The organism is Promicromonospora iranensis (assembly GCF_028994805.1).
Lineage (GTDB): Bacteria > Actinomycetota > Actinomycetes > Actinomycetales > Cellulomonadaceae > Promicromonospora > Promicromonospora iranensis.
This window is the reverse complement of record NZ_JAJQQP010000012.1, coordinates 65,149-88,127: the sequence shown is the minus strand read 5'-3', so window position 1 is coordinate 88,127 and position 22,979 is coordinate 65,149. Positions and strand designations below refer to the sequence as shown.

21 protein-coding genes are annotated in these 22,979 nt (G+C 68.3%); 17 read left to right on the top strand and 4 right to left on the bottom strand.

What is annotated here, in order from left to right; genetic code table 11:
- Positions 1–3: 3 nt before the first annotated feature.
- From LUM46_RS20110 to LUM46_RS20080, 7 genes are all read left to right on the top strand, one after another.
- Positions 4–438, top strand: a complete 435-nt coding sequence (locus LUM46_RS20110) for a cytidine deaminase (protein ID WP_274996547.1) — start codon at positions 4–6, stop codon at positions 436–438.
- Complete coding sequence (locus tag LUM46_RS20105) at positions 435–1,820, top strand: thymidine phosphorylase (RefSeq protein WP_274996407.1); 1,386 nt, start codon at positions 435–437, stop codon at positions 1,818–1,820. The genes LUM46_RS20110 and LUM46_RS20105 overlap by 4 nt, the downstream gene beginning before the upstream one ends.
- 216 nt (positions 1,821–2,036) lie before the next feature.
- Positions 2,037–2,852 (top strand): hypothetical protein, encoded by an 816-nt coding sequence (locus tag LUM46_RS20100; RefSeq protein ID WP_274996404.1) that lies wholly within the window; start codon positions 2,037–2,039, stop codon positions 2,850–2,852.
- A 13-nt stretch (positions 2,853–2,865) separates the two neighbouring features.
- Entirely contained in the window at positions 2,866–3,078 is a 213-nt protein-coding gene (locus LUM46_RS20095) for a hypothetical protein (RefSeq protein WP_274996401.1), read from the top strand.
- Between the two features lie 36 nt (positions 3,079–3,114).
- Positions 3,115–4,266 (top strand): adenosine deaminase, encoded by a 1,152-nt coding sequence (locus LUM46_RS20090; RefSeq protein WP_274996399.1) that lies wholly within the window; start codon positions 3,115–3,117, stop codon positions 4,264–4,266.
- Positions 4,263–5,018, top strand: a complete 756-nt coding sequence (gene deoC / locus LUM46_RS20085; protein ID WP_274996398.1) for a deoxyribose-phosphate aldolase — start codon at positions 4,263–4,265, stop codon at positions 5,016–5,018. Before LUM46_RS20090 ends, deoC begins: the two co-directional genes overlap by 4 nt.
- Before the next feature lie 37 nt (positions 5,019–5,055).
- The gene (locus tag LUM46_RS20080) at positions 5,056–5,673 is read left to right on the top strand and encodes a DUF402 domain-containing protein (RefSeq protein ID WP_274996397.1); all 618 of its coding nucleotides are present in this window, start codon (positions 5,056–5,058) and stop codon (positions 5,671–5,673) included.
- A 45-nt stretch (positions 5,674–5,718) separates the two neighbouring features.
- On the opposite strand, the gene LUM46_RS20075 is transcribed toward LUM46_RS20080, so the two are convergent.
- Entirely contained in the window at positions 5,719–6,519 is an 801-nt protein-coding gene (locus tag LUM46_RS20075; RefSeq protein ID WP_274996396.1) for a siderophore-interacting protein, read from the bottom strand.
- A 150-nt stretch (positions 6,520–6,669) separates the two neighbouring features.
- On the opposite strand from LUM46_RS20075, the gene LUM46_RS20070 reads away from it, so the two are divergent.
- The gene (locus LUM46_RS20070) at positions 6,670–7,836 is read left to right on the top strand and encodes a nucleotide sugar dehydrogenase (RefSeq protein ID WP_274996395.1); all 1,167 of its coding nucleotides are present in this window, start codon (positions 6,670–6,672) and stop codon (positions 7,834–7,836) included.
- A gap of 5 nt (positions 7,837–7,841) precedes the next feature.
- Positions 7,842–8,837 carry a dTDP-glucose 4,6-dehydratase gene (gene rfbB / locus LUM46_RS20065; RefSeq protein WP_274996394.1) on the top strand — a complete coding sequence of 332 codons (996 nt, stop codon included), beginning with the start codon at positions 7,842–7,844 and terminating at the stop codon, positions 8,835–8,837.
- A gap of 44 nt (positions 8,838–8,881) precedes the next feature.
- Here rfbB and rfbC read toward each other — a convergent pair whose 3' ends face one another.
- A complete protein-coding gene (rfbC, locus tag LUM46_RS20060) occupies positions 8,882–9,496 on the bottom strand; it encodes a dTDP-4-dehydrorhamnose 3,5-epimerase (protein WP_274996393.1) in 615 nt (204 codons plus the stop codon).
- Between the two features lie 56 nt (positions 9,497–9,552).
- Between rfbC and rfbD the strand changes: the two genes are divergently transcribed.
- Entirely contained in the window at positions 9,553–10,425 is an 873-nt protein-coding gene (rfbD, locus tag LUM46_RS20055) for a dTDP-4-dehydrorhamnose reductase (protein WP_274996392.1), read from the top strand.
- Positions 10,426–10,451: 26 nt separating this feature from the next.
- Here the strand turns inward: rfbD and rfbA are convergent, their stop codons facing one another.
- Positions 10,452–11,315 carry a glucose-1-phosphate thymidylyltransferase RfbA gene (rfbA, locus tag LUM46_RS20050; RefSeq protein ID WP_274996391.1) on the bottom strand — a complete coding sequence of 288 codons (864 nt, stop codon included), beginning with the start codon at positions 11,313–11,315 and terminating at the stop codon, positions 10,452–10,454.
- 308 nt (positions 11,316–11,623) lie between these two features.
- Between rfbA and LUM46_RS20045 the strand changes: the two genes are divergently transcribed.
- From LUM46_RS20045 to LUM46_RS20015, 7 genes are all read left to right on the top strand, one after another.
- Positions 11,624–11,770: a hypothetical protein gene (locus LUM46_RS20045; RefSeq protein WP_274996389.1), complete on the top strand. Its 147-nt coding sequence runs from the start codon at positions 11,624–11,626 to the stop codon at positions 11,768–11,770.
- Between the two features lie 225 nt (positions 11,771–11,995).
- Positions 11,996–13,915 carry a glycosyltransferase family protein gene (locus tag LUM46_RS20040; protein WP_310242975.1) on the top strand — a complete coding sequence of 640 codons (1,920 nt, stop codon included), beginning with the start codon at positions 11,996–11,998 and terminating at the stop codon, positions 13,913–13,915.
- Between the two features lie 11 nt (positions 13,916–13,926).
- Entirely contained in the window at positions 13,927–15,174 is a 1,248-nt protein-coding gene (gene wecC, locus LUM46_RS20035) for a UDP-N-acetyl-D-mannosamine dehydrogenase (RefSeq protein ID WP_274996388.1), read from the top strand.
- Positions 15,175–15,215: 41 nt separating this feature from the next.
- Positions 15,216–16,646, top strand: a complete 1,431-nt coding sequence (locus LUM46_RS20030; RefSeq protein ID WP_274996386.1) for a hypothetical protein — start codon at positions 15,216–15,218, stop codon at positions 16,644–16,646.
- Positions 16,647–16,700: 54 nt separating this feature from the next.
- Complete coding sequence (locus LUM46_RS20025) at positions 16,701–18,935, top strand: glycosyltransferase (protein ID WP_274996384.1); 2,235 nt, start codon at positions 16,701–16,703, stop codon at positions 18,933–18,935.
- Positions 18,936–18,948: 13 nt separating this feature from the next.
- Positions 18,949–20,136, top strand: a complete 1,188-nt coding sequence (glf, locus tag LUM46_RS20020; protein WP_274996383.1) for a UDP-galactopyranose mutase — start codon at positions 18,949–18,951, stop codon at positions 20,134–20,136.
- Positions 20,137–20,394: 258 nt separating this feature from the next.
- Positions 20,395–22,188, top strand: a complete 1,794-nt coding sequence (locus tag LUM46_RS20015) for an adenine nucleotide alpha hydrolase family protein (protein ID WP_274996382.1) — start codon at positions 20,395–20,397, stop codon at positions 22,186–22,188.
- 69 nt (positions 22,189–22,257) lie between these two features.
- Here LUM46_RS20015 and LUM46_RS20010 read toward each other — a convergent pair whose 3' ends face one another.
- A complete protein-coding gene (locus LUM46_RS20010; protein WP_274996381.1) occupies positions 22,258–22,962 on the bottom strand; it encodes an LbetaH domain-containing protein in 705 nt (234 codons plus the stop codon).
- Positions 22,963–22,979 lie beyond the last annotated feature (17 nt).

The window sequence follows — 22,979 nt, the reverse complement described above, 5'->3', positions numbered from 1 at the left end:
ATGATGGACGTGGACCCTGTTCCCCCGGCGGACGCCGTCGACTGGGCGATCCTGCGGGCGGCAGCCCGGAGCGCGCTCGAGAAGGCGTACGTGCCGTACTCGCAGTACCCGGTCGGCGCGGCGGCCTTCGCCGACGACGGCCGGCTGCTCACCGGCGCCAACGTCGAGAACGCGGCGTACGGAGTGACCCTCTGTGCCGAGTGCTCGCTGGTCAGCGCCCTGGTGATGTCGGGCGGCGGCCGGTTCGCCGCGTTCACGTGCGTCAACGCGCTGGGCGAGACGATCATGCCGTGCGGCCGGTGCCGCCAGATCCTCTGGGAGCACGGCGGGCCGGAGCTGCTGGTGGACACCCCGCAGGGGATCGTGCCGATGACGGAAGTACTGCCCCAGGCCTTCGGGCCGGGCGACCTGGACCACGTGCGGAAGGCAACCCGATGACCGAGCAGTTCGATGCCGTCGACATCATCCGGGCCAAGCGCGACCAGGAGCCCCTGACCGACGCGCAGATCGACTGGCTCGTCGACGCCTACACCCGTGGTGTGGTGGCCGACGAGCAGATGTCCGCGATGACCATGGCGATCCTCCTGAACGGCATGTCCCGTGCGGAGATCTCCCGGTGGACCCACGCGATGATCGAGTCCGGGGAGCGCATGTCGTTCGCCGGACTCTCCCGGCCGACGGCGGACAAGCACTCCACCGGCGGCGTGGGTGACAAGATCACGCTGCCCCTGGCTCCCCTCGTGGCGGCGTTCGACGTCGCGGTGCCGCAGCTCTCGGGCCGCGGCCTCGGCCACACCGGCGGCACCCTCGACAAGCTGGAGTCCATCCCCGGCTGGCGGGCCTCGCTGAGCAACGACGAGATGATGGCGCAGCTCGACTCCGTCGGGGCGGTCGTCTGCGCCGCCGGAGCGGGCCTCGCCCCGGCCGACCGCAAGCTGTACGCGCTGCGGGACGTCACCGGGACCGTCGAGGCGATCCCGCTCATCGCGAGCTCGATCATGTCCAAGAAGATCGCCGAGGGCACCGGTGCGCTGGTGCTCGACGTGAAGGTCGGCTCCGGCGCGTTCATGAAGACGCTGGAGAGCGCGCGCGAGCTCGCCCGCACCATGGTCGACCTCGGGACCGACGCCGGCGTGCGCACCGTGGCCCTGGTCACCGACATGTCGGTGCCGCTCGGGCGCACCGCGGGCAACGCCGTGGAGGTGCGCGAGTCGCTGGAGGTGCTGGCGGGCGGCGGGCCGGCCGACGTCGTCGACCTCACCGTCGCGCTCGCCGTCGAGATGCTCGCGGCGGCCGACCGTCCCGCCTCGGAGGCGGACGTCCGTGCGGCCCTGGCCGACGGCCGGGCCATGGACAAGTGGCGAGCCATGATCGCGGCGCAGGGCGGGGACGTCGACGCGCCCCTGCCGGTCGCGAAGGAGTCGGAGACGGTGGTCGCCCCGGAGTCCGGCGTGCTGGTCTCGCTCGACGCGTACGCCGTCGGGGTGGCCGTGCACCGGCTCGGCGCGGGCCGGGTGCGCAAGGAGGACGCGGTCCAGGCCGCGGCAGGCATCGAGATCCACGTGAAACCGGGGGAGCCGGTGGCCGCCGGCCAGCCCTTGTTCACGCTGCACACCGACACCCCCGAACGGTTCGCGCGGGCGCGCGAGGCGCTCGAGGGCGGCTGGGCGGTGGAGCCGGAGGGTGTGGGCGGCGGGGTGCTCGGCGGCACGCTGGCCGGCGCGGCGAGCGCGCTGTCCACGGTGGACGTGGGCGCCGGGGCACTGGTCGGGGCAGCGCTGGCGGCCGACGAGTCGGTGGTCCTGGACCGGATCGTCTGACCTGACGGTCCCGTTCCAGGCGCCTGACCTGCGCAGGCGGGGCGGACCCGGATCGCCCGACCGCCCCAGCGTGGCGAACCGGCGAGTCGCCCGGGTCCGGCTTAGCCTGGCGATGTGCCGTCGACATTGCGCCTTTCGTCCCTGCTTGGCGGTATGCGTGCGTTCGCCGGGCCGATACCGACACCACCGCCGCCGGGCCGCTTCGTGCGACCTGTCGTGCCCGACGACGTGGAGCGGCACCTCGAGTCGGTGCCGTCCCGTGCGCGGCGCTCCGTGCTGGATCCGCTGGCGCGGGAGCGAGGCACCGGCACGGTCGGCTTCCCACGGCGGCTGAACCTGCCGTCCCTCGACGGCACCACGGCGGCCGCCGTGCAGGTCGACGAGACCACGTGCGGGTCGGCGGTGCTGGCGATGCTCGGGCTGGCCGGCGACCCGCGCGCCGCTCTGCGGCTCGCGGTCGACGACCCGGCGGGCCGCTTCGTGCGGCTGCAGCACGCGGTCCAGGCCGCGACCAACCGCCGCGGCCTGGGGGTCGTGGCCTGGCCGCGCACGTACGGCACACCACCCTGGGGCGCCGCGCGGCTCGCCACCTATGGCGGCGTGCGCTACACGCACCGGGTGGCCGGGTCGCGCGCCCTGCTGGAGGCCGCGGTCGCGAGCGCGCGGGCAGGTGTCCCGGTGCCCCTGTACACGGGTGGTGACGTCACGAGCGGCTGGGACTCGGCAGTCCCGCGCCATGTGGTGCTGCTCACCCTGGCCGACGGCGAGGGCGCGGAGGGCAGCGCGGTCCTGTACGAGCCGTCGGGCGCCGGGCTGCACACGGTTCCCGTCGCGGCGCTGCTCGACCCGCCCCCCGTGCCGTCCGGTGCACGGGACATGTCGCCGTCGACCGGCGACCGGACCGCCGCCCGCGTGCGCAAGGCACTCACCGCCGCGCTCGGCGGCTGGCCCCACGTGGCGTGGGTGCTGTTGCCCGAACGGGCCGGGCGGTGGCAGGGTGATGACGCCCGGGTGACGATGGAAGACCGCTGACGAGGAGGCCCTGATGAGCACGCTCCCTGGACCCGACTCCTGGCGTGACGCCGGCCTGGACCCCCCTGAGGACGCCGAGGTCGACACCACGCACGAGCCCGACGAGTACGTCCCCGCCGCGCCACGTCCTGACAACGACGGGGCCGCCGCCGAGGCGGACGTGGTGGAGCAGGCGCTGGACGTCCCGACGGACGCCGACGAGGAAGAGAACCCCGACGCCGGCTGACGGCCGACTGTCGGTGCCGGACGGTAGGTTGTCAGCATGACCACGCAAGACCCCGGGGCGCGCCCCGGTGAGGCGCTGCTACGCGCCCTGCCCAAGGTTGTCCTGCACGACCACCTCGACGGAGGGTTGCGCCCGCAGACGGTCCTCGAGCTCGCGGACGCCGCCGGGCACACCCTGCCGGCCAGCGATGCCGGCTCCCTGTCCGACTGGTTCCGTGACGCGGCCGACTCCGGTTCGCTGGTCCGGTACCTGGAGACCTTCGACCACACGATCGCCGTCATGCAGACGGCGGACAACCTGGCCCGCGTCGCGCGCGAGGCGGTGCTGGACCTCGCGGCCGACGGCGTCGTGTACGCCGAGCAGCGCTGGGCGCCCGAGCAGCACCTGGCCGGCGGGCTGTCGCTCGCCGAGGCCGTCGAGGCCGTGCAGGCGGGGATCGACGACGGCATCGCCGCGGCCGCGGCCGACGGGCACCTCATCCGGGTCGGACAGCTCGTCACCGCCATGCGCCACCAGGACCGCTGGCAGGAGATCGCGGAGCTCGCCGTCACCTACCGGGACGACGGCGTGGCCGGGTTCGACATCGCCGGACCCGAGGCCGGGTTCCCACCGTCGCGCCACCTCGGCATCTGGCGGTTCCTCGCGGAGCACGACGTGCCCGTGACCATCCACGCGGGCGAGGCCGACGGCCTCGACTCCATCGGGCAGGCCGTGCACCTGGGGCACGCCGACCGCCTGGGTCACGGTGCCCGGATCATCGACGACATCGCCTTCGTCGTCGACGGTGACCCCGCCGAGAGCGGCCTCTCGGACGACGGGCGCGGGGGAGCCGCCGACCTGGGCCGCCTCGCGCACTGGGTGCGCGACCACCAGATCCCGCTCGAGCTGTGCCCGGTGTCGAACCTGCAGACGGGTGCGGCCGCGTCCATCGCGAAGCACCCGATCACCCGTCTCAAGGAGCTGGACTTCGCGGTCACGCTCAACACGGACAACCGCCTGATGTCTCGTACGTCGATGACGCACGAGATGAAGCTCCTCGTCGACGAGGCAGGCTGGACGCTCGACGACCTCGTCGACGTGACCGTCACCGCCGCCTGGGGTGCGTTCATGCACCACGACGAGCGGCGGGACCTCGTGGAGCAGGTCATCCTGCCCGGAATCCAGAAAGTAGAAGGTGCACTCGTATGACCGCTCAGCCCGAAGCGCCGCGGACCCCTGCCGTGCCGCACGACAAGGCGTCGCTGGCCACGTTCGTCGACCACACGCTGCTCAAGCCGGAGGCCACGGCGGGCGACGTCGCCACGCTCGTCGAGGAGGGCGCCGCGCTCGGCGTGTTCTCGGTGTGCGTGTCCCCGTCGTTCGTCTCCCTCGCGGTCGAGGTCGCCGCCGGGCGGCTTGCCGTCGCCACGGTGTGCGGGTTCCCGTCGGGCAAGCACATGGGTGACGTGAAGGCGTTCGAGGCCGCCCGCGCCGTGTCCGACGAGGCGGACGAGATCGACATGGTGATCGACATCGGGACCGCCCGGGCGGGCCGGTTCGACGCCGTGCAGGCCGATATCGCCGCCGTGCGCGCCGCCGTGCCGAACGACCGGGTCCTCAAGGTGATCATCGAGTCGGCAGCGTTGACGGACGAGCAGATCGTGGAGACGTGCAAGGCGGCGCAGGCCGCCGGCGCGGACTTCGTGAAGACGTCGACGGGCTTCCACCCGGCCGGCGGTGCCTCGGTGCACGCCGTGTCGCTCATGGCGCGGACCGTCGGTGCGGCCGGCGGCGGCACGCTCGGCGTCAAGGCCTCGGGTGGCATCCGTGACCTCGACGCGGCACTCTCGATGATCGAGGCGGGCGCGACCCGGCTCGGCCTGTCGGGCACGGCGTCGGTCCTGGCCGGCTTCGACGCGGGAGCGGCAGCGGCCCCCGCGCCGACGTCCGACACCTACTGACCTCACGCCCCGACGACGTCTGGGTAGGCTCCCGGACATGTCTGCGCAACAACCTGCTGACCAGGGCTCTTCGTCGTCTGGGCCGACGGAGTCGGGCACCCCTGTCCGGGTGCGCTACCGCAAGTGGGACGGCACGCCCCACTGGGTCTTCGACGGGCGCTACCTGGGCTCCGACGAGCACGGTCAGTGGGTGGGATTCCGGGCCGGGACACGGTTCGCGCGGCCCGGTGCGAGGTACCGGTCCACGGGGCCGGGGGTCGGGTTCTTCGGGGACGTCGGCTGGACCCCGGCCCTGTACCGCGACCACCCCGAAGGCATGCGCTCGTACAGCGACCTCACCACGGTGCCGCAGTGGCGGCGCCTGCCCGCCCGCTTCTTCGCGTCCCGCGGCCGCGCACGCTTCGAGGTGACAGCCGTCGACCTGGACCTCGACGTCATCGCCTTCGAGCCCGGCACGGCCGACCCGCGCGGCCAGTACTTCATCGACGACGAGGACGAGTTCGCCGAGCACTCCGTCCGGTACGGGTACCCGCCGTCCGTGGTCGCCACGGTCCGGGCGGACGCTGACGCCCTGCTCGCCGCGGTGTCCGCGGAGGAGCCGCCCTACGACGAGGCGACGGCGAAGCGCTGGTTCGCCGTGCTCGACGGCCTGTGACCACCGCGGGCCGCCGCCGGCGCTCCGCGGACGGAGCCGCGCACCTCAGTGCGCGCTGAGCACCAGGTCGTCCTGCTCCACCGCGGCCCGCCACTCCGCCTTCTCGGCCCGCCAGCGTTCGTCGTCGCGGCCCAGCCGCCAGTAGCCCGACGCCGACAGCAGCTCACGCGGCACCCCCAGCGTCCCGCGCGCCCAGCGGCGCAGGTCGCGGACGCAGCCGGCCTCACCGTGCAGGAACGCGTGCGGCACGCCGTCCGGCAGCTCGGCGGCCCGCACGACCTCGGCCAGGCTCGCTCCCGTCGACCGGTGCACCCACGTGAGACGGAGGTCGGCGGCGCTCGTGATCTCCTGCTCCTCGGACGCGTCGGAGACCTCGACGAAGACGTGGGCCACGGCGCCGTCGGGCAGCGCCTCGCACGCGGCGGCGATGGCCGGGAGAGCTGACTCGTCACCGGCCATGAGGTGCCACGGGGCATCGGGGGACGGCGCGTAGTCGCCGCCCGGGCCCACGAACGAGACCTCGTCGCCCGGCTGGACGCGCTGCGCCCAGGGGCCGCCGTAGCCGACGTCGCCGTGCGTGACGACGTCGATGTCCCAGCTGGACCCGGCGACGTTGCGGATCGTGTAGGTGCGCAGCACCGGGCGGCCCTCGGGCTCGGGGGACTCGGCCATGACCAGCTTGATGTAGCGGTCCGTCTGCGGCGTCGGGTCGACGGCGGCCAGTGCCTCGCCACCGAGCGTCACCCGGATCATGTGCGGGGTCAGGTGCTGGACTGCGGTCACGGTCGCCGTGGTGCGGGCCACCTTGCGGGGCTTGCCGTTCGGTGCGTTCGTGGTCTGCGTCATTGTGAGGTAAGCCTAACCTCCGTGGCGGACGAGTGCCGGTGTGGCGTGCGTCACGGGCGAAAGACTCCGGTTGTCACCGGCTGGCCGGAATGGCCGGGTGGCGCGTTCTAGCATTGGTCCGTCATCGACGTTTTCTGTCAGGAGTCCTTCGTGAAGATCGCTGTTGTCGGCACGGGTTATGTCGGTCTGTCCAATGCCGTGCTGCTCGCGCAGAACCACGAGGTCTGGGCCCTGGACGTCGATCCGGTCAAGGTCGCTCAGGTCAACGACCGCATCTCGCCGATCGTGGATACCGAGCTGGAGGACTACCTCACCAGCCACACCCTGAACCTGACCGCGACCCTCGACAAGGACGCGGCCTATACCGGTGCGCAGGTCGTGGTCGTCGCGACCCCGACGAACTACGACGAGATCAGCAACTTCTTCGACACCTCGTCCGTCGAGTCCGTGATCACGGACGTCCTGGCCCGCACCCCTGACGCGACCGTCGTGGTCAAGTCGACCGTCCCTGTCGGGTTCACCGAGCGCGTCCGGGCCGAGCACGCCGGGGCCGGCATCGTGTTCTCTCCCGAGTTCTTGCGCGAGGGTCGTGCCCTGCACGACAACCTGCACCCCTCCCGCATCGTGGTCGGCGACCGCACCGAACGTGGCAAGCAGTTCGCCGACCTGCTCCTGGAAGGCGCGGCCACCAAGGACGTCCCGGTCCTGCTGACCGACCCGACCGAGGCCGAGGCGATCAAGCTGTTCGCCAACACCTACCTCGCGCTGCGGGTGGCGTACTTCAACGAGCTGGACACCTACGCCGCCACACACGGCCTGGACACCGCGCAGATCATCGAAGGCGTGGGCCTGGACCCTCGGATCGGTTCGCACTACAACAACCCGTCCTTCGGGTACGGCGGGTACTGCCTGCCCAAGGACACCAGGCAGCTGCTGGCCAACTACGCCGACGTGCCGCAGAACCTGATCAACGCCGTCGTGGACGCCAACACCACCCGGAAGGACTTCGTCGCCGCCGACATCCTGCGCCGCAACCCGACCACCGTCGGTGTCTACCGCCTGGTGATGAAGTCCGGGTCGGACAACTTCCGCGCCTCGAGCATCCAGGGCATCATGAAGCGCATCAAGGCCAAGGGCGTCGAGGTCATCGTCTACGAGCCGGCCCTGGACGAGGACCAGTTCTTCGCCTCCGAGGTCGTCCGCGACCTCGACCAGTTCAAGACCCGCTCCGACGTCATCGTCGCCAACCGCCGCACCGAAGCCCTCGACGACGTCGCCGAGAAGGTCTACACCCGCGACATCTACGGACGCGACTGACACCCATGAAGATCCTGATCACCGGCGGTGCCGGTTTCATCGGAGCGAACTTCGTCCACCAGACGGTGCGGGAGCGTCCCCAGGCCCAGGTCACCGTGCTCGACGCCCTCACCTATGCGGGTGACAGGTCTTCCCTTGCCGCCGTCGCCGACCGCGTGGAGCTCGTGGAGGGCTCGATCACCGACGCGCTGCTCGTGGACCGGCTCGTCGGGGAGTCGGACCTCGTGGTGCACTTCGCCGCGGAGTCGCACAACGACAACTCGCTGAACGATCCCTCGCCGTTCGTGCAGACCAACCTCGTGGGCACGTTCACGTTGCTGGAGGCGGCGCGGAAGCACGGGGTGCGGTTCCACCACATCTCGACGGACGAGGTCTACGGCGACCTCCCGCTGGACACCCCCGAACGGTTCACCCCGGAGACGCCCTACAACCCGTCGTCCCCGTACTCGTCGACGAAGGCCGGCTCCGACCTGCTGGTCCGGGCGTGGGTGCGGTCCTTCGGGGTGCAGGCCACCATCTCGAACTGCTCCAACAACTACGGCCCCTACCAGCACATCGAGAAGTTCATCCCGCGCCAGGTCACCAACCTGATCGACGGCGTCCGGCCCCGGCTGTACGGCCAGGGCCTCAACGTGCGCGACTGGATCCACGTCGAGGACCACAACTCGGCGGTCTGGAGCATCATCGAGAAGGGCCAGGTCGGCGAGACCTACCTGATCGGTGCGGACGGCGAGACCAGCAACCTGGACGTCGTGCGGACCCTGCTGGAGATCTTCGGCCGGGACGCGGACGACTTCGACCATGTCACCGACCGGCCCGGGCACGACCTGCGGTACGCGATCGACGCGAGCCGGCTCCGCAACGAGCTGGGCTGGGCTCCGAGGTACACGGACTTTCGCCAGGGGCTCGCCGCGACCGTGGAGTGGTACCGGGCGAACGAGGCATGGTGGAGGGGTGCGAAGGCGCTGACCGAGGCCAAGTACGCGGCTTCAGGTCAGTAAGTTCTGATCGGGTCGCTGACCCGAAGCCGCGTACTTGGCCTCCGTCAGTGCCTGGTCGCGAGGTAGCTGGTGACCTCGTCCATGGTCGGCAGGAGGTTCTGGGCCTTGGCCTCCGCGAGGGTGGGGGCTGCCTCGTCCTTCTCCGAGAGGAGGGGGGCCAGCGGGCTGCCGTCGCGGGCGGTGGTCGGCCAGTCGATGCCGAGCTCGGGGTCCAGGGGGTGGATACCGTGCTCGCGGCCCGGGGCGTAGCCGGACGAGCAGAGGTACAGCACCGTCGAGCCGTCCTCGAGGGACATGAACGCGTGCCCGAGGCCCTCGGACAGGTAGACGGCGCGGCGGTCGACGTCGTCCAGGAGCACGGCGTCCCAGGTGCCGAAGGTGGGCGAACCCACACGGATGTCCACGACGACGTCGAGCACGGCTCCCGTGGCACACAGGACGTACTTGGCCTGGCTGGGCGGCACGTCGGCGAAGTGGATGCCGCGCAGGACGCCCGCGGCGGACACCGAGCAGTTGGCCTGGGCGAGGTCGAACGGGTGGCCGACGGCCTCGGCGAAGGCATCGGCCTTGAACGCCTCGAGGAAGACGCCGCGGGGATCGCCGAACTGGCGAGGGGTGATCTCGAACGCTCCCGGCACGGCAAGCTCGCGGTACTCCATGAGACTCCTTGCGTGGTGGTCGAGGGCCGGCTGAGCCCTCTGGCTAGGATCCTAGGGTGACCAGCGGAGACAGCACGACGCAGCGGTGGGTGGTCCTCGGGGCCGCGGGCATGCTCGGCCAGGACGTGGCGGCGGTCGCGGCGGCGGCCGGGCACGAGGTGACAGGGCTGCGGCGGTCCGACCTGGACATCACCGATGCTTCGGCGGTCCTGGACGCCGTCGCCGGCCACGACGTCGTCGTCAACTGCGCGGCCTGGACCGCCGTCGACGAAGCGGAGACGCACGAGGCCGAGGCGTTCGCCGCGAACGCGACAGGCTCCGCACACGTCGCGCGCGCCGCTGCGGCGTCGGGCACCCGGATGGTGCACGTGTCCACGGACTACGTGTTCGGGGGTGACGGGACGACCCCCTACCCGGAGGACGCGCCCGTGTCGCCGCGGTCCGCCTACGGGCGCACCAAGGTGGCCGGTGAGTGGGCGGTCCGGGCGCTCGCACCGGACGCCCTGGTGGTCCGCACCGCCTGGCTGTACGGGGCGGGCGGCCGGTGCTTCCCCCGCACCATCGCGCGCGCCGCAGGGGAGCGGGACCGGTTGAGCGTCGTCGACGACCAGACCGGGCAGCCCACCTGGACCGCCGACCTGGCCGACCTCATCGTGCGGCTCGTCGCCGCGGAGACCCCCGGCGGCGTCTACCACGGCACGTCGTCGGGTGCGGTGACCTGGTGCGGCTTCGCGAGGGAGGTGGTGGCCGCGTCCGACCACCAGACGCCCGTCGACGCGACGACGAGTGCCGCCTACCAGCTGCCCGCGCCCCGGCCGGCGTACTCGGTCCTCGGGCACGACCGGCTCCGGGAGGTCGGCGTCGAGCCGATCGGTGACTGGGCCGAGCGCTGGAAGGCGGCGGCCCCCGTGGTGCTGGGGGCTCAGTAGAGGCGTAGCACGTTCGGACCGGAGGACTACTCGTCGAGCAGGCCCAGCAGGTACGTGCCGTAGCCGGACTTGGTGAGCGTCTCCGCACGGGCGCGCAGGTCGTCGTCGGACAGGAAGCCGCGCCGCCAGGCCACCTCCTCGGGGGCGCCGATCTTCAGACCCTGTCGGTGCTCGATCGTGCGGACGTAGTCGGAGGCCTCCAGCAAGGAGTCGAACGTCCCGGTGTCGAGCCAGGCGGTGCCGCGGGGGAGTACCTCGACCTGGAGCCGGCCCTGGCGCAGGTACTCGGTGTTCACGTCGGTGATCTCGTACTCGCCGCGGGCCGACGGCTTGAGCCCCTTGGCGATGGCGACGACGTCGTTGTCGTAGAAGTAGAGGCCCGGTACCGCGTAGCTCGACTTGGGCCGGACCGGCTTCTCCTCCAGGGACAGGGCCTTGCCGTGCTCGTCGAACTCGACGACGCCGTAGGCGGTCGGGTCGGCGACGCGATAGGCGAAGACGGCGCCGCCGTCGATGTCGGCGAACCGGGTGAGCTGGTTGCCCAGGCCGGGGCCGTAGAAGATGTTGTCGCCGAGTACGAGCGCCACCGAGTCGTCGCCGAGGAAGTCCGCGCCGAGCACGAAGGCCTGCGCGAGCCCGTCCGGCGAGGGCTGCGTGGTGTAGGTGATCGAGATGCCGAACTGTGAGCCGTCGCCGAGGAGCCGCTGGAACTGGGCGGCGTCATGCGGGGTGGTGATGACGAGGACGTCGCGGATCCCCGCCAGGATCAGGGTGGACAGCGGGTAGTAGATCATCGGCTTGTCGTAGACCGGGACGAGCTGCTTGCTGATGCCCTGGGTGATCGGGTGCAGGCGAGTGCCCGAGCCGCCGGCGAGAATGATTCCGCGCATGGGCGGATCCTCCCATGATGCGCGGCGGGGCAGGCTGTTCGCTGGCCTGCAGAGATGAATTCTTCCCGTCTTCCGTCCGTGTCTTCCTCCCGTCCGAAAGACGCTGGCGAAGATTTCACCCGGGTGGAGCCACGTCGACGCTTGTGCGAATGCCGGAGGTGGGTCGGCAGGGTGAATGAAGGGTGATCTCCTGCCGAGAGTGATGCGGCGGAGGCCTCTGAGGCTGTAGTTACATGGATATGCATGAATCTAGCGGGACCACTGGCCTCCTTGCCGCTCCGGAGCCTCCCGAACCCGCGCCGCGGCCCGTGCGACGAGCCCGTCGCGGCAGGGGGTTCGTCGCGGCGCTCGTGGCCGGCGCCGTGGTGCTGCTCTGCGCCAACGGGGCCATGGTGTACTTCGGCTACCAGGCATCGCTCGACGAGCAGCTGGGAGGCGTCGAACAGAGTCGCTGACATCGAGCGTCTGGCGCGCCTCGTCCGCCGGCGGTGGAACAGCCCTCGTGGTTGCCCGGGTGAACCTGAGCTATTTCACCCGAGATCGGTGATGAGGGGGTCGCTGTCGCTTGTAGCATGAGCCGACCAATGGCGCATCCTGTACTTCCGGCACCCTTCGTTTCGCGCCCGGTCGGGGTGCCCTTTCTGGCTTATTGCTTTCAAGCAGACTAGGACATTCTTACCGTGAAGGATCGTGCGCCGGGCGTGGTGCCTCAGCTCCGTCGCGCGGTGTGGCACCTCCGTCAGGGCGGCCCCGCCCAGCTGCGCACGTACCTGCGACGGCAGCGGGTGCCGATGGCCGCACGGACCGGCGGGGCGCGCCTGACGAAGAACGGCCTCACGTTCGACCCGTGGCCGGCTCGCCCGGTGTCCGGCACCGCGACGACGGGTGCCCCCGCGCCCGGTCGCCGCGACCTGCGGGTCGGCGTCATCCTGGACGACTTCTCCCGCCTGGCGTTCGCCTCCGAGTGGAACCAGGTCGCACTCACGCCCGCGACCTGGCGTGACGACCTGGCGGCAGGCCTGGACCTGCTGTTCGTGGAGTCGGCCTGGAACGGCAACGGTGGTGCCTGGCAGTACCACCTGACGGGGACGTCGGCCCCGCGGCCGGTCTTCGTCGAGCTCGTCGAGACCTGCCGCGCGGCAGGGGTCCCGACCGTCTTCTGGAACAAGGAAGACCCGGTTCATTTCGAGGACTTCCTCGAGGTGGCGCGGCTGTTCGACCGCGTCTACACGACCGACGTCGACCGGGTGCCCGCCTACGTGGCGGCGCTGGGCCACGAGCGCGTGGGCGTGCTGGAGTTCGCCGCGCAGCCGGCCATCCACAACCCGGTCCGTCTGCACGGCCGCGGGCCGGAGCGTGACGTCGCGTTCGCGGGGATGTACTTCGCGCACAAGTACCCGGAGCGGCGCGAGCAGATGGACCTGCTGCTCGGTGCGGCCCTGGACGTGTCCCCGAAGATGGAGCACGGCCTGGAGATCTTCAGCCGGTTCCGCGGGAAGGACCAGAAGTACCAGTTCCCCGCGCCGCTGGACGGCCGCGTCGTCGGGTCGCTGGACTACGACCGCATGCTGACCGCCTACCGCGAGTACAAGGTCTTCCTCAACGTGAACTCGGTGGTCGGCTCGCCGTCGATGTGCGCACGGCGGATCTTCGAGATCTCCGCCAGCGGCACGCCGGTCGTCTCGACGCCGAGCGCTGCGGTGGGGGAGTACTTCCCGGCCGACGAGGTGTTCGTCGCCGCCACCCGGGAGAGTGCCGCGCACACCATCCGTGCGCTCGTGCGCTCGCCGGAGCTGCGCGACCGGGCCGTGCACAAGGCGCAGCGCCGCATCTGGCGCGAGCACACCTACGGCGTCCGCTCGCAGAAGGTGCTGCACGACGCCGGGCTGGCCGACTCTCCCGTCGTCACCCGGCCGAGCGTGACCGCGCTGGTCTCGACGAACCGCCCGCACCAGCTCGACCACGTGCTGGCCACGCTCGGTGCGCAGGAGGGCGTGGACCTCCAGGTCGCGCTGCTGTCGCACGGCTTCGAGGTGGACGACGCCGACCTGCGGGCGCGGGCCAAGGAGGCCGGCGTCGAGCGCCTCGAGCTGCTGTCGGCGCCGTCCGACGTGCCGCTGGGCTCGTGCCTGAACCTGCTGCTGGCGGCGGCCGACGGCGACGTCGTGGCCAAGATCGACGACGACGACCTGTACGGCCCGCAGTACCTGTCCGACCAGCTGTACGCCATGGCGTACTCCGCTGCGGACGTGGTGGGCAAGCAGGCGCACTACATGTACCTCGAGGGGCTGGACGCGACCATCCTGCGGTTCGCGGACCGCGAGCACCGGTACACCGACCGCGTGATGGGTCCGACGATCGTCGCTGCGCGTGAGATCGCTACCACCGTGCGTTTCCGGGCGTTGTCTCGCGGTGAGGACACGGCGTTCCTCGAGGACGCCACCAGCGCCGGCGGGATCGTCTACGCCGCCGACCGGTTCAACTTCGTCCAGGTGCGGTCCGCAGTCGGCGGGCACTCCTGGGACGTGACCGATGCCGAGCTGCTCGCGAGCGGCGAGGTCAAGCACTACGGACGTGCGGCGACGCACGTCAACTTCTGAGGCGGGGAACTATGGGGATCAGCACTGTCGGCGTGGTCGGGCTCGGGTACATCGGGCTCCCGACCGCGGCGATCCTTGCCGCGAACGGCGTGGCGGTGACGGGCATCGATGTGAACCCGGAGACCGTCGACGCGGTGAACCGCGGCGAGGTGCCGTTCGTGGAGCCGGACCTGGCGGGCTATGTGGCGGAAGGAGTGTCGTCCGGCAAGCTGACTGCCGCCCTGGCGCCCGAGGCCGCCGACGCGTACATCGTCGCTGTGCCCACTCCCTTCACCGGTGATCACAAGCCTGATCTTTCCTACATCCGGTCGGCGGCCGAAGCGCTTGCGCCCACTCTGCGCGGGGGTGAGCTGATCATTCTCGAGTCCACCTCGCCGCCGGGGACGACGCGTCGCATGGCGGATTGGATCCTGGCCGTGCGCCCCGACCTCAGTCTGGACGGCGTGGACGGTCGCCCTGTCGTGTACTTTGCGCACTGCCCGGAACGAGTGCTGCCCGGCAAGATCATGGTCGAGCTCGTGACGAACGACCGGATCGTGGGCGGGCTCACCCCGGAGGGCGCGCAGCGCGCCAGGGACCTCTACCAGGTCTTCTGCCAGGGCGAGATCCTGCTGACGGATGCCGCGACCGCCGAGACCGCCAAGCTGGTGGAGAACTCGTTCCGCGACGTGAACATCGCCTTCGCGAACGAGCTGTCTCTCGTCGCGGACAAGCTCGGCATCAACGTGTGGGAGCTCATCCGGCTCGCCAACCACCACCCGCGGGTCAACATCCTGCAGCCAGGGCCGGGCGTGGGCGGGCACTGCATCGCCGTCGACCCGTGGTTCATCGTGGACGCAGCACCCGAGGAAGCGCGCCTGATCCGGACCGCGCGCGAGGTGAACGACGCCAAGCCCCGCTGGGTGCTGCACAAGGTGGTCGATGCGGTCGCGGACCTCGGCGTGGCGAACCCCGTGATCGCCACCTACGGACTGGCGTTCAAGCCGAACATCGACGACCTGAGGGAGTCGCCGGCCCTGGAGATCACCACCGAGATCGCGCGGACGTTGCCCCACGCGACGGTGCTGGCTGTGGAGCCGCACGTGGAGAAGGTTCCGGCGGAGTTCGCAGGACTGGCGAACGTCCGGCTGGCGGGGACCGAGGAGGCGCTCGAGGCCGCGCAGGTGCATGTGCTGCTGGTGGACCATGCACAGTTCCGTGCGCTTGCCGGCCCGCTGGCGGGTAAGCACGTGGTGGACACGCGGGGGATGCTGCGTTGAGTCGTCTCGCCCGGTTCCGGCGTCGATGGGTGGCCGTCGCTGTGACCGCAGCCCTTGTGCTCGTGTCCGCGGCCGTGCTCGCGCTGTGCCTGGTTGTGAGGCCGCTGAGCGCCTGGCTGGTCTTCGCGGGTGTGCTGGGCGTGCTGGTGTCGGTCGGCCTCCTCGTAGCCGTGGCCGTGTCGTGGGTGTCCGGGCGGACCGAGGCGCGGCTGCGTCAGCGGATCGAGCGGCTCGAGGCGACGGTGCACGACACACGCGCGAAGGCGTCCCGGCACGAGTGGGCGCAGGAGCAGGCGCTCGAGCGGATCGAGCTGACGAGTCGTGAGGCGGCGACCGCCGCATCTCAGACGGCGTGGGCTGCGTGGCGTGGGATCGCTGCCGAGGACGAGGTGCGGCCCGCAGGCGTGGCGCCGCGCGTGCTGTTCGTGACCAGCAACGGTGGCGGCATGGGGCACATCGCCCGGTGCGCCGCGGTGCTGCGACATGCGGACCGTGCGCTCGACGGCCGGATGCTCACACTTTCGACGGCGGCCTCGACGGTCGCTGCCGCCGGCTACGACGTCACGTACTTTCCGAGTCACACCACCGCCGGTGTCAGCCACGACCGATGGCGCCGGCAGTTCACCCGCCGGCTCCTCGACGAGATTGCTGCATACCGCCCGGAGTCGATCGTCTTCGACGGCACGTGGGTGTACCCCTCGCTGACAGACGTCGCCGACCTGGTGGGCCTGCCCCTGGTGTGGCTGCGCCGCGGGCTGTGGCGCGAGGGCACGGACCTGACCCAGGTGAAGAGCTGGCGTGACCATGTGACCTCGGTGATCGTGCCGGGGGATATCGCCGAGACGCGGGAGACCGCGCCGGAGGTCTTCCGGGACGCAACATGGGTGGACCCGGTGTCTCTTGCGCCGGCCTCGCTCATGCCACGGGAGAAGGCGCTCGCCTCACTCGGGCTCGACCCGGAGCGGCAGTACGCGCTCGTGCAGCTCTCCGGCGGTAACGGCGACGGGTCTGCCACGGCTGCCGCCGTGCAGGCCGTTCGCGACGCCGGGGACATCGTCCCGGTCGTGGTGAGGTCGCCGCTGCTGTCCTCCGCGGTGGCGCACGACGCGGCGACCATCGACGGGCGCTTCCCGTTGGTCGACCTGGCCGGTGCGTGGGAGTTCACGGTGACCGGCGCGGGCTACAACTCGGTGCACGAGAACCTGCACACGGGGACACCAGGTGTGTATCTGCCGAGTGCGGTGACGTTGAGGGACGACCAGGAGAGGCGCGCGCGGGCGGTTGCCGGCGCAGGTCTCGGCATCACGGCAGACGCCGTGGACGGGATTGCTGGCGCTGTCGCCGAACTGATTGCTGGACGACACATCGACGAAGTGCGCACGGCGATTCGCGACAACCCGAGCGCGCAGGGTGCGGCGAGCGCGGCAGAAGCCATCGTCATTCCCGCCATCAAGCGAATGGCAGCGCATTGAACTTCTTCAACTTTGATTCCGAAAAGCTCCATGACGATAGGAACACCAAGCGCGATGACCGATAGCTTCACGCCTACCGCAACCACCGATTCCGGCCGGCCGAGTGTTTCGGTCCTGGTTCCTACGTTCAACGTCGAGCAGTACCTCGAGGCTGCGCTGGACAGTTTGATCCACCAGACACTGACGGACCTGGAAATCATTTGCGTCGACGACGGTTCGACCGATTCGAGCCCGGAGATCCTGGCGCGTTACGCGCAGGAACATTCGGACCGCCTCAAGGTCATCACCCAGGCCAACGCGGGTTACGGCGTGGCCATGAACGTGGCCCTTCGGCACGCGACCGGCGAGTACATCGGCATCCTTGAACCGGACGACGTCGTTCGGCCGGCCATGTTCGAGACACTCTGGCGGGCTGGGCGGGAGCACGGCCTCGACATCGTCAAGGCGGACTACCTGCGCTTCCGGGGGGTTGGGGAGCACCGCACCGAGGTGATCGTGCCGTCGGCGTCGAGCCAGTCGGTTTACGGCCAAGTCCTTGACCCGGCCCAGGAGGTCGGCATCTTCCGCTATCCGATGAACACCTGGTGCGGTATCTACCGCCGCGAGTTCCTCATCGAGAACGACATCTGGCACCACGAGACGCCGGGCGCGTCCTACCAGGACAACGGGTTCTTCTTCCAGACGATGTGCCAGGCACGCCGCGTCATGTACGTCAACGAGGTCTTCTACGAGAACCGACGCGACAACCCCAACTCCTCGGTGAAGTCGACAGGCAAGGCAGATGTCGCACTCCAGGAGTACGACTGGATCCGCGAGTGGCTCCTGGAACGACCTGAGTTGGCCGAGACTTTCACGGGGGTCTACGGGCTCAAGCGGTGGCACAACATCGACTTCACGATGAACAGGCTGGCGCCGGACCTGCGCAGGGAGTTCTGCCGCATGGTGTCGGACGTGCTGAAGAAGGACCTCGAGCGCGGCGTCCTGATTCAGTCCGCCTTCGGCGTCGGCGAGTGGAACCGCGTCCAGTGGATCATGCGGGATCCCGACGAGTACTACTACCAGTACGAGGCATCGCGGGTGAAGGTGTCCGTTGTCATGCCGGTGTTCAACGGGATGCCCCACCTCAAGGCATGTCTGGCGTCGCTGAAGGCCCAGTCGCTCCGCAACTTCGAAGTCATTCTTGTCGACGACGGTTCGACAGACGAGTCCCTCGAGGTCCTCCGGGATTTTGCTGAGTCCGATCCCTTCGACCGCGTCATCCTGCTGACGCAGGAGCATCAGGGAGCCGGTGCCGCGCGCAACTTGGGGCTAGATCATGCCCAGGGGGAGTATGTGGCGTTCCTGGACGCCGACGACGTCTTCGACAAAGGCATGCTGGGCCGTGCTTACGGCAAGGCGAAGGCGGACCAAGCGGCCGTTTGCGTGTTCCGGTCGCGCAATCTCGACTCGGCGACCGGGCGTACCAGCCCGATCGCACACGCCGTCAAGATCAACCAGCTGCCGAAGCACCGGCCTTTCTCGAGCACAGCGATCACCCACAACCCGTTCTTCAGTTTCGTGGGGTGGCCCTGGGACAAGTTGTTCCTGCGTTCTTACCTGCAGAACACGGGGCTTCGCTTCCAGTCGTTGACCTCGACGAACGACGCCTACTTCGTCTATTCGGCCCTGCTGTTGTGCGACCGGATCACGATCCTGGACGAGGAGCTCATCTCCCACCGCAGGAATGTGGGTACCTCGATCTCGAACTCGACGTCGAAGTCTCCGGACAACGCGCATCTTGCGCTGCTGGCGATACGGGACCAGCTCGTGAGCAGCGGCATCTACCCGACGCTCGAGCGCAAGTTCATCAACTACGCACTGCATCTTCTCCTGTGGCACCTGAGCAACCTGCCGATGGATGCGCGTGAGGTCTTCTTCAAGACTCTCGTCACTGACTGGTTCCCCGAGCTGGGGGTGTCCGACCGCCCGCTGGATTTCTTCACGCAGCCGAAGGAACGGGCAATGCTGGGAATGATCCGCTATGCGCAGGAGCACGGGACCGGGTCGTATTGGGATCTGGCGTTCCTTGACACGGACGCCGAGCACCGCGCGGAGCTGAAGCGGGTCTATTCCGCTCTGGGGAACGGTGCGGTCGACGTAGACGGGGAGGTGCAGACGGTCCGGCGACTTGAGCGCCAGGTCGCGCTCGAGCAGCGCAGGATCGTGCAGATCCGCACGTCAGAGACTTGGCGGGTCGGTCAGGCAGTCACCGTCGTCCCTCGGCTGATCGCCGACTTCTTCAAGCGCTGAACAGGGGATTTACATGAACGCTGATCTTGTTGTCGTCGGGGCGGGATTCTTCGGCCTCACCGTCGCCGAACGGATCGCCGAGGAGTACGGCCGGAAGGTCCTTGTGATCGACCGGCGCCCGCACATCGGTGGCAACGCCTACAGTGAGGCGGAAAAGACCACCGGCATCGAAGTGCACCGCTACGGTGCCCACCTATTCCACACGTCGAATGAGCGGGTGTGGGAGTACGCGAACCGGTTTACCGCGTTCACGAACTACGTGCACCGGGTGTACACCACGCACAAGGGCGAGGTGTTCCCGATGCCGATCAACCTCGCCACCGTGAACCAGTTCTTCCGCTCCGCGCACGGGCCCGAGGCCGCGCGTGCGCTCATCAAGGAGCAGGCGGCCGAACTCGGTGGGAAGACACCGGAGAACCTCGACGAGCAGGGTGTCTCGCTGATCGGCCGCCCACTGTATGAGGCGTTCATTCGTGAGTACACAGCTAAGCAATGGCAGACAGACCCGACCGAGCTGCCGGCCTCGGTCATCGCGCGCCTGCCCGTGCGCTACACGTACGACAACCGGTACTTCAACGATGCGCACGAGGGCCTGCCGGTCGACGGCTACACCCGGTGGATCGAGCGCATGGCGGACCACAAGAACATCGAGGTGCGTCTTGGAGTCGACTTCTTCGACGAGACGCAGCCGGTGAGCAAGGTCAACGTGGTCGGGAACGTGCCGGTCGTGTACACAGGTCCGGTCGACCGGTACTTCGACTATGCAGAGGGTGAGATGTCGTGGCGCACCCTCGACTTCGAGGAGGAAGTGCTCGAGATCGGCGATTTCCAGGGAACCCCGGTGATGAACTATGCGGACGCTGATGTGCCATACACGCGCATCCACGAGTTCCGGCACTTTCATCCGGAGAGGGACTACCCGACCGACAAGACGGTCATCATGCGCGAATTCTCCCGATTCGCCGAGCGTTCCGACGAGCCGTACTACCCAGTGAACACTGCCGAGGATCGTGAGCGCCTGCTCAAGTATCGTGACCTCGCTGCGAACGAGAAGGACGTCCTGTTCGGCGGGCGGCTGGGCACGTACAAGTACCTCGACATGCACATGGCCATCGGCGCCGCGTTGTCGATGGTGGACAACAAGCTTGCGCCGCACTTTGCTAAGGGCGCGGACATCGAGAGTGGTGGCGTCGAGGCCTGACGCGATCAATCGGCTACAGGACTTCGGGAGGCATGAGGGAGCCCCGCCACGTCTGGTGGCGGGGCTCTATCCGTGTTGGGGGCCACCACTGGAAGTCGCCAAACTCGCTGAAGTTCCCGCTGTCCCGGGCTCGCCGTCGCCGAGACGATTCCGCAAATAGTGTCGGCAGAATTTGGCCCGCAGCGTAGGTGAATCGCCGCAGTCCTCATTAGGTCCTCATCCTGTCCGGAAAGGTAAAGCTTCCTGTACCCTGGGCAAGTGTCCCAATACCTCGCCATCGTCGCGACACGCAACGTAGACCTCTCGATTGAGCGTTGGCTCCGGCAGCAGTCGGCCGACTATACGGAAACATTTCGAACCAGTTTTGGGCGCGATTACTCGCTGACGATCGTTTCACGTGGAATCGTGGACAAGGTCGCTTCGGATCGGTTCTTTGTCGGTGTCGCTGTCGACGCTGCCAACAATGAGATCGGTTTTGGGTTGCGCGGATGGCAGGATATGCGCGCAAGCAAGGAAGCCTCCAATCCCATGCTCGGTGGTGGATTCCTAGAGATGTCATGGGTGAGTTCAACCGTGCTTAACTTCCGCCGTGACTTTTCCGGTTCCCTCGCGGTCCTTGAGACGCATGGCAATGGCTGGCACGCATTCTCGGACTCGATGCTGGTGTTGGCTAGTCTTCGTCGGCACCTGGGTGAGCGGATCTCGCCGAACCATGAGGTCCTTCTCGCTCGGTCACGCACGCTGGCTATCACCCACCAGCCGATGTCGAACGAATCCATTGTCGACGAGGTCGCGTTCTTCCCGGGAGGGACCGCGCCCCAGTTGGTGAAAGACTCGCTGAACCGATTCCGGGTAGAGGCGACACGTGACGACCGCCGAGCTGGAGCTGTCACGTCTCGCGCGGGATATTGCGAAGTGATGCGTCGACTTGCGACGCAGATCGTCGGCCAGGCGGTCCCCCTCTCGGGTGCAGAGATCTCGATTTCACTGTCAGGTGGTCAGGACTCTCGCCTCGTCCTCGGCGCCTATCGGCGAGCGGGATCGCTTGATCGCATCCACGTCACTTCGTACGGCACGACGTCCGAGACTCGACCCGATTTCGAGGTCGCAAAGAATCTCACGCGCGCATTCGGAATCTCGCTCAACGGGAGTCGAGGTGAAGCGGGCGCCGACCGTCACTTCCGTGATTCGCCGCTCCCCCTGTGGGCAAGCCATCACCTTGGTCTCTACGATCGGTTCCTGCCGGGAACGCGGGGGATTCACGCGAATCCGCTGTTGGTGAGGGCCGACGGAACTGGTGCCGGTTTGCTCAAGGGGGCTTTTGGCTGGCGCACGCTCGACGGCCTCGATCACCGCTATAGCGTTGAGCAGGTCGATGCGGCATCTGATCGCGAGGTGCGCCATGCCGCTCTGGTATCACAACTGCGGAAGGGGATGATCGCAGCAGACATCGATCCTGGCTCGTGGAATGCATCCGAGATGCATTACGCCTCCTATCGCAACGGACTCCACGGCAGCGCCGGCTCGGTCTTTACCCTACTTGAGCTTCGTCTTGTGCAGCAGTCGGCGATGCTTGCCCTATCGCAGAGCTCCGAATCATTCGCGCCGGAAGGGTCTAGCATCACCACTGGGATCGCTGACCTTCTCGCGCTCGTCGATCCCGAGCTCGCCATATACCCGTTCCTCGACACGACTAAGAATCGGACCGGCGAGCAAATCTCCGAAGTGCAAGAACGGTTCGGTGGCCCGCTGCAGGATTCAGAGATTCCTGCCTACTCCGTCTACGGGGTGCCTGCTGATGGGGCGAGCGGCCCGAGTGAGTTCGCGCTGCGGGTGGCGGAGTCGGCTGGATTCGGCGCGGATGGATCGGCTGAGGACCTTCTTGCGTTGTCAGACAAGTATGCGACCGTTTTTGACGATGGTCCTCTTCGGCGAGTTCACGCGCGGTTGCGGGACATCGCCGGCAAGCAGTTTGCGCAAGGAAACCTGAGGGCGGATCAGGTCGGTCCGAGCCTTGCAAAGATTCTGACGCCCGGCATCTTTGCTTTCTAGGATTCGGGTTGGCCAGGATCCTGTCTCAACTGCACCACCAGCGGAAGATACGACTCGTCGCCCGACACGCTAGTTGGTTGTTGCCGGCCCGTGTCGTGAGACGCCATTATCTGCAGGAAAATCGTGCGTCCATGCAACGCGGCTACGTTTTACGACAGCAGGACTTCCTGCGAGAAGTATGTTCTCATCAGTGAACCGCCGGTTGACGACGCTCCTTGCGGCGACAACTGATCCTGAATTGATTATGGACTTATTTAGAACGATAACGTCGGCGCCGAGCCAGACATGATCACCAATATCGATCCCGGCCTCGGGATTAATCAACGCTCCTGAATCCAGGTCCCACAGGCCGTGGTGCGACGATCCGCGCACCGTAATTCCTGAGGCAAAGAGACAGTCTTGACCAATACGGACAGCTATCCCCTCGGATAATGCCCCGATGATGTGGGTAGATCCGTTGAACGTGCATCCGTCACCGACGGTCACCTCCGATCCTGTCGAGATGTTTCCTCGATTTTCTACGAACGAGATGCGAAGACCACCGAATGGGATGCGTAGTTGACCCAGTCGCACGGTGCAGTTTCGTGCACTACCAAGGTCAATAGTAGCGTTCGATACGTTCTGAACCGGAGCTATCTCGACAAGGTTGCCCACAGAGCGGGGTTTGAAATTGATCGTTACCCCGGGCGGCAGCTCCGTCGTCGAGGTGATGCGGGTATCGCCAACGGTGATCGTGTTCCTTTCGAAGTCGCCGCGAGGCCGTTCCTTTTCCAACTAGTGCCCTCCAGAGG

Bases quoted from the DNA above. Each gene is read 5' to 3' on its own strand.
- LUM46_RS20075 (WP_274996396.1), bottom strand. From the start codon at position 6,519: ATGACGCAGACCACGAACGCACCGAACGGCAAGCCCCGCAAGGTGGCC.
- LUM46_RS20090 (WP_274996399.1), top strand. From the start codon at position 3,115: ATGACCACGCAAGACCCCGGGGCGCGCCCCGGTGAGGCGCTGCTACGC.
- LUM46_RS20095 (WP_274996401.1), top strand. From the start codon at position 2,866: ATGAGCACGCTCCCTGGACCCGACTCCTGGCGTGACGCCGGCCTGGAC.
- LUM46_RS20025 (WP_274996384.1), top strand. From the start codon at position 16,701: ATGACCGATAGCTTCACGCCTACCGCAACCACCGATTCCGGCCGGCCG.
- LUM46_RS20110 (WP_274996547.1), top strand. From the start codon at position 4: ATGGACGTGGACCCTGTTCCCCCGGCGGACGCCGTCGACTGGGCGATC.
- rfbA (WP_274996391.1), bottom strand. From the start codon at position 11,315: ATGCGCGGAATCATTCTCGCCGGCGGCTCGGGCACTCGCCTGCACCCG.
- deoC (WP_274996398.1), top strand. From the start codon at position 4,263: ATGACCGCTCAGCCCGAAGCGCCGCGGACCCCTGCCGTGCCGCACGAC.
- rfbB (WP_274996394.1), top strand. From the start codon at position 7,842: ATGAAGATCCTGATCACCGGCGGTGCCGGTTTCATCGGAGCGAACTTC.
- LUM46_RS20105 (WP_274996407.1), top strand. From the start codon at position 435: ATGACCGAGCAGTTCGATGCCGTCGACATCATCCGGGCCAAGCGCGAC.
- LUM46_RS20080 (WP_274996397.1), top strand. From the start codon at position 5,056: ATGTCTGCGCAACAACCTGCTGACCAGGGCTCTTCGTCGTCTGGGCCG.
- rfbC (WP_274996393.1), bottom strand. From the start codon at position 9,496: ATGGAGTACCGCGAGCTTGCCGTGCCGGGAGCGTTCGAGATCACCCCT.
- glf (WP_274996383.1), top strand. From the start codon at position 18,949: ATGAACGCTGATCTTGTTGTCGTCGGGGCGGGATTCTTCGGCCTCACC.
- wecC (WP_274996388.1), top strand. From the start codon at position 13,927: ATGGGGATCAGCACTGTCGGCGTGGTCGGGCTCGGGTACATCGGGCTC.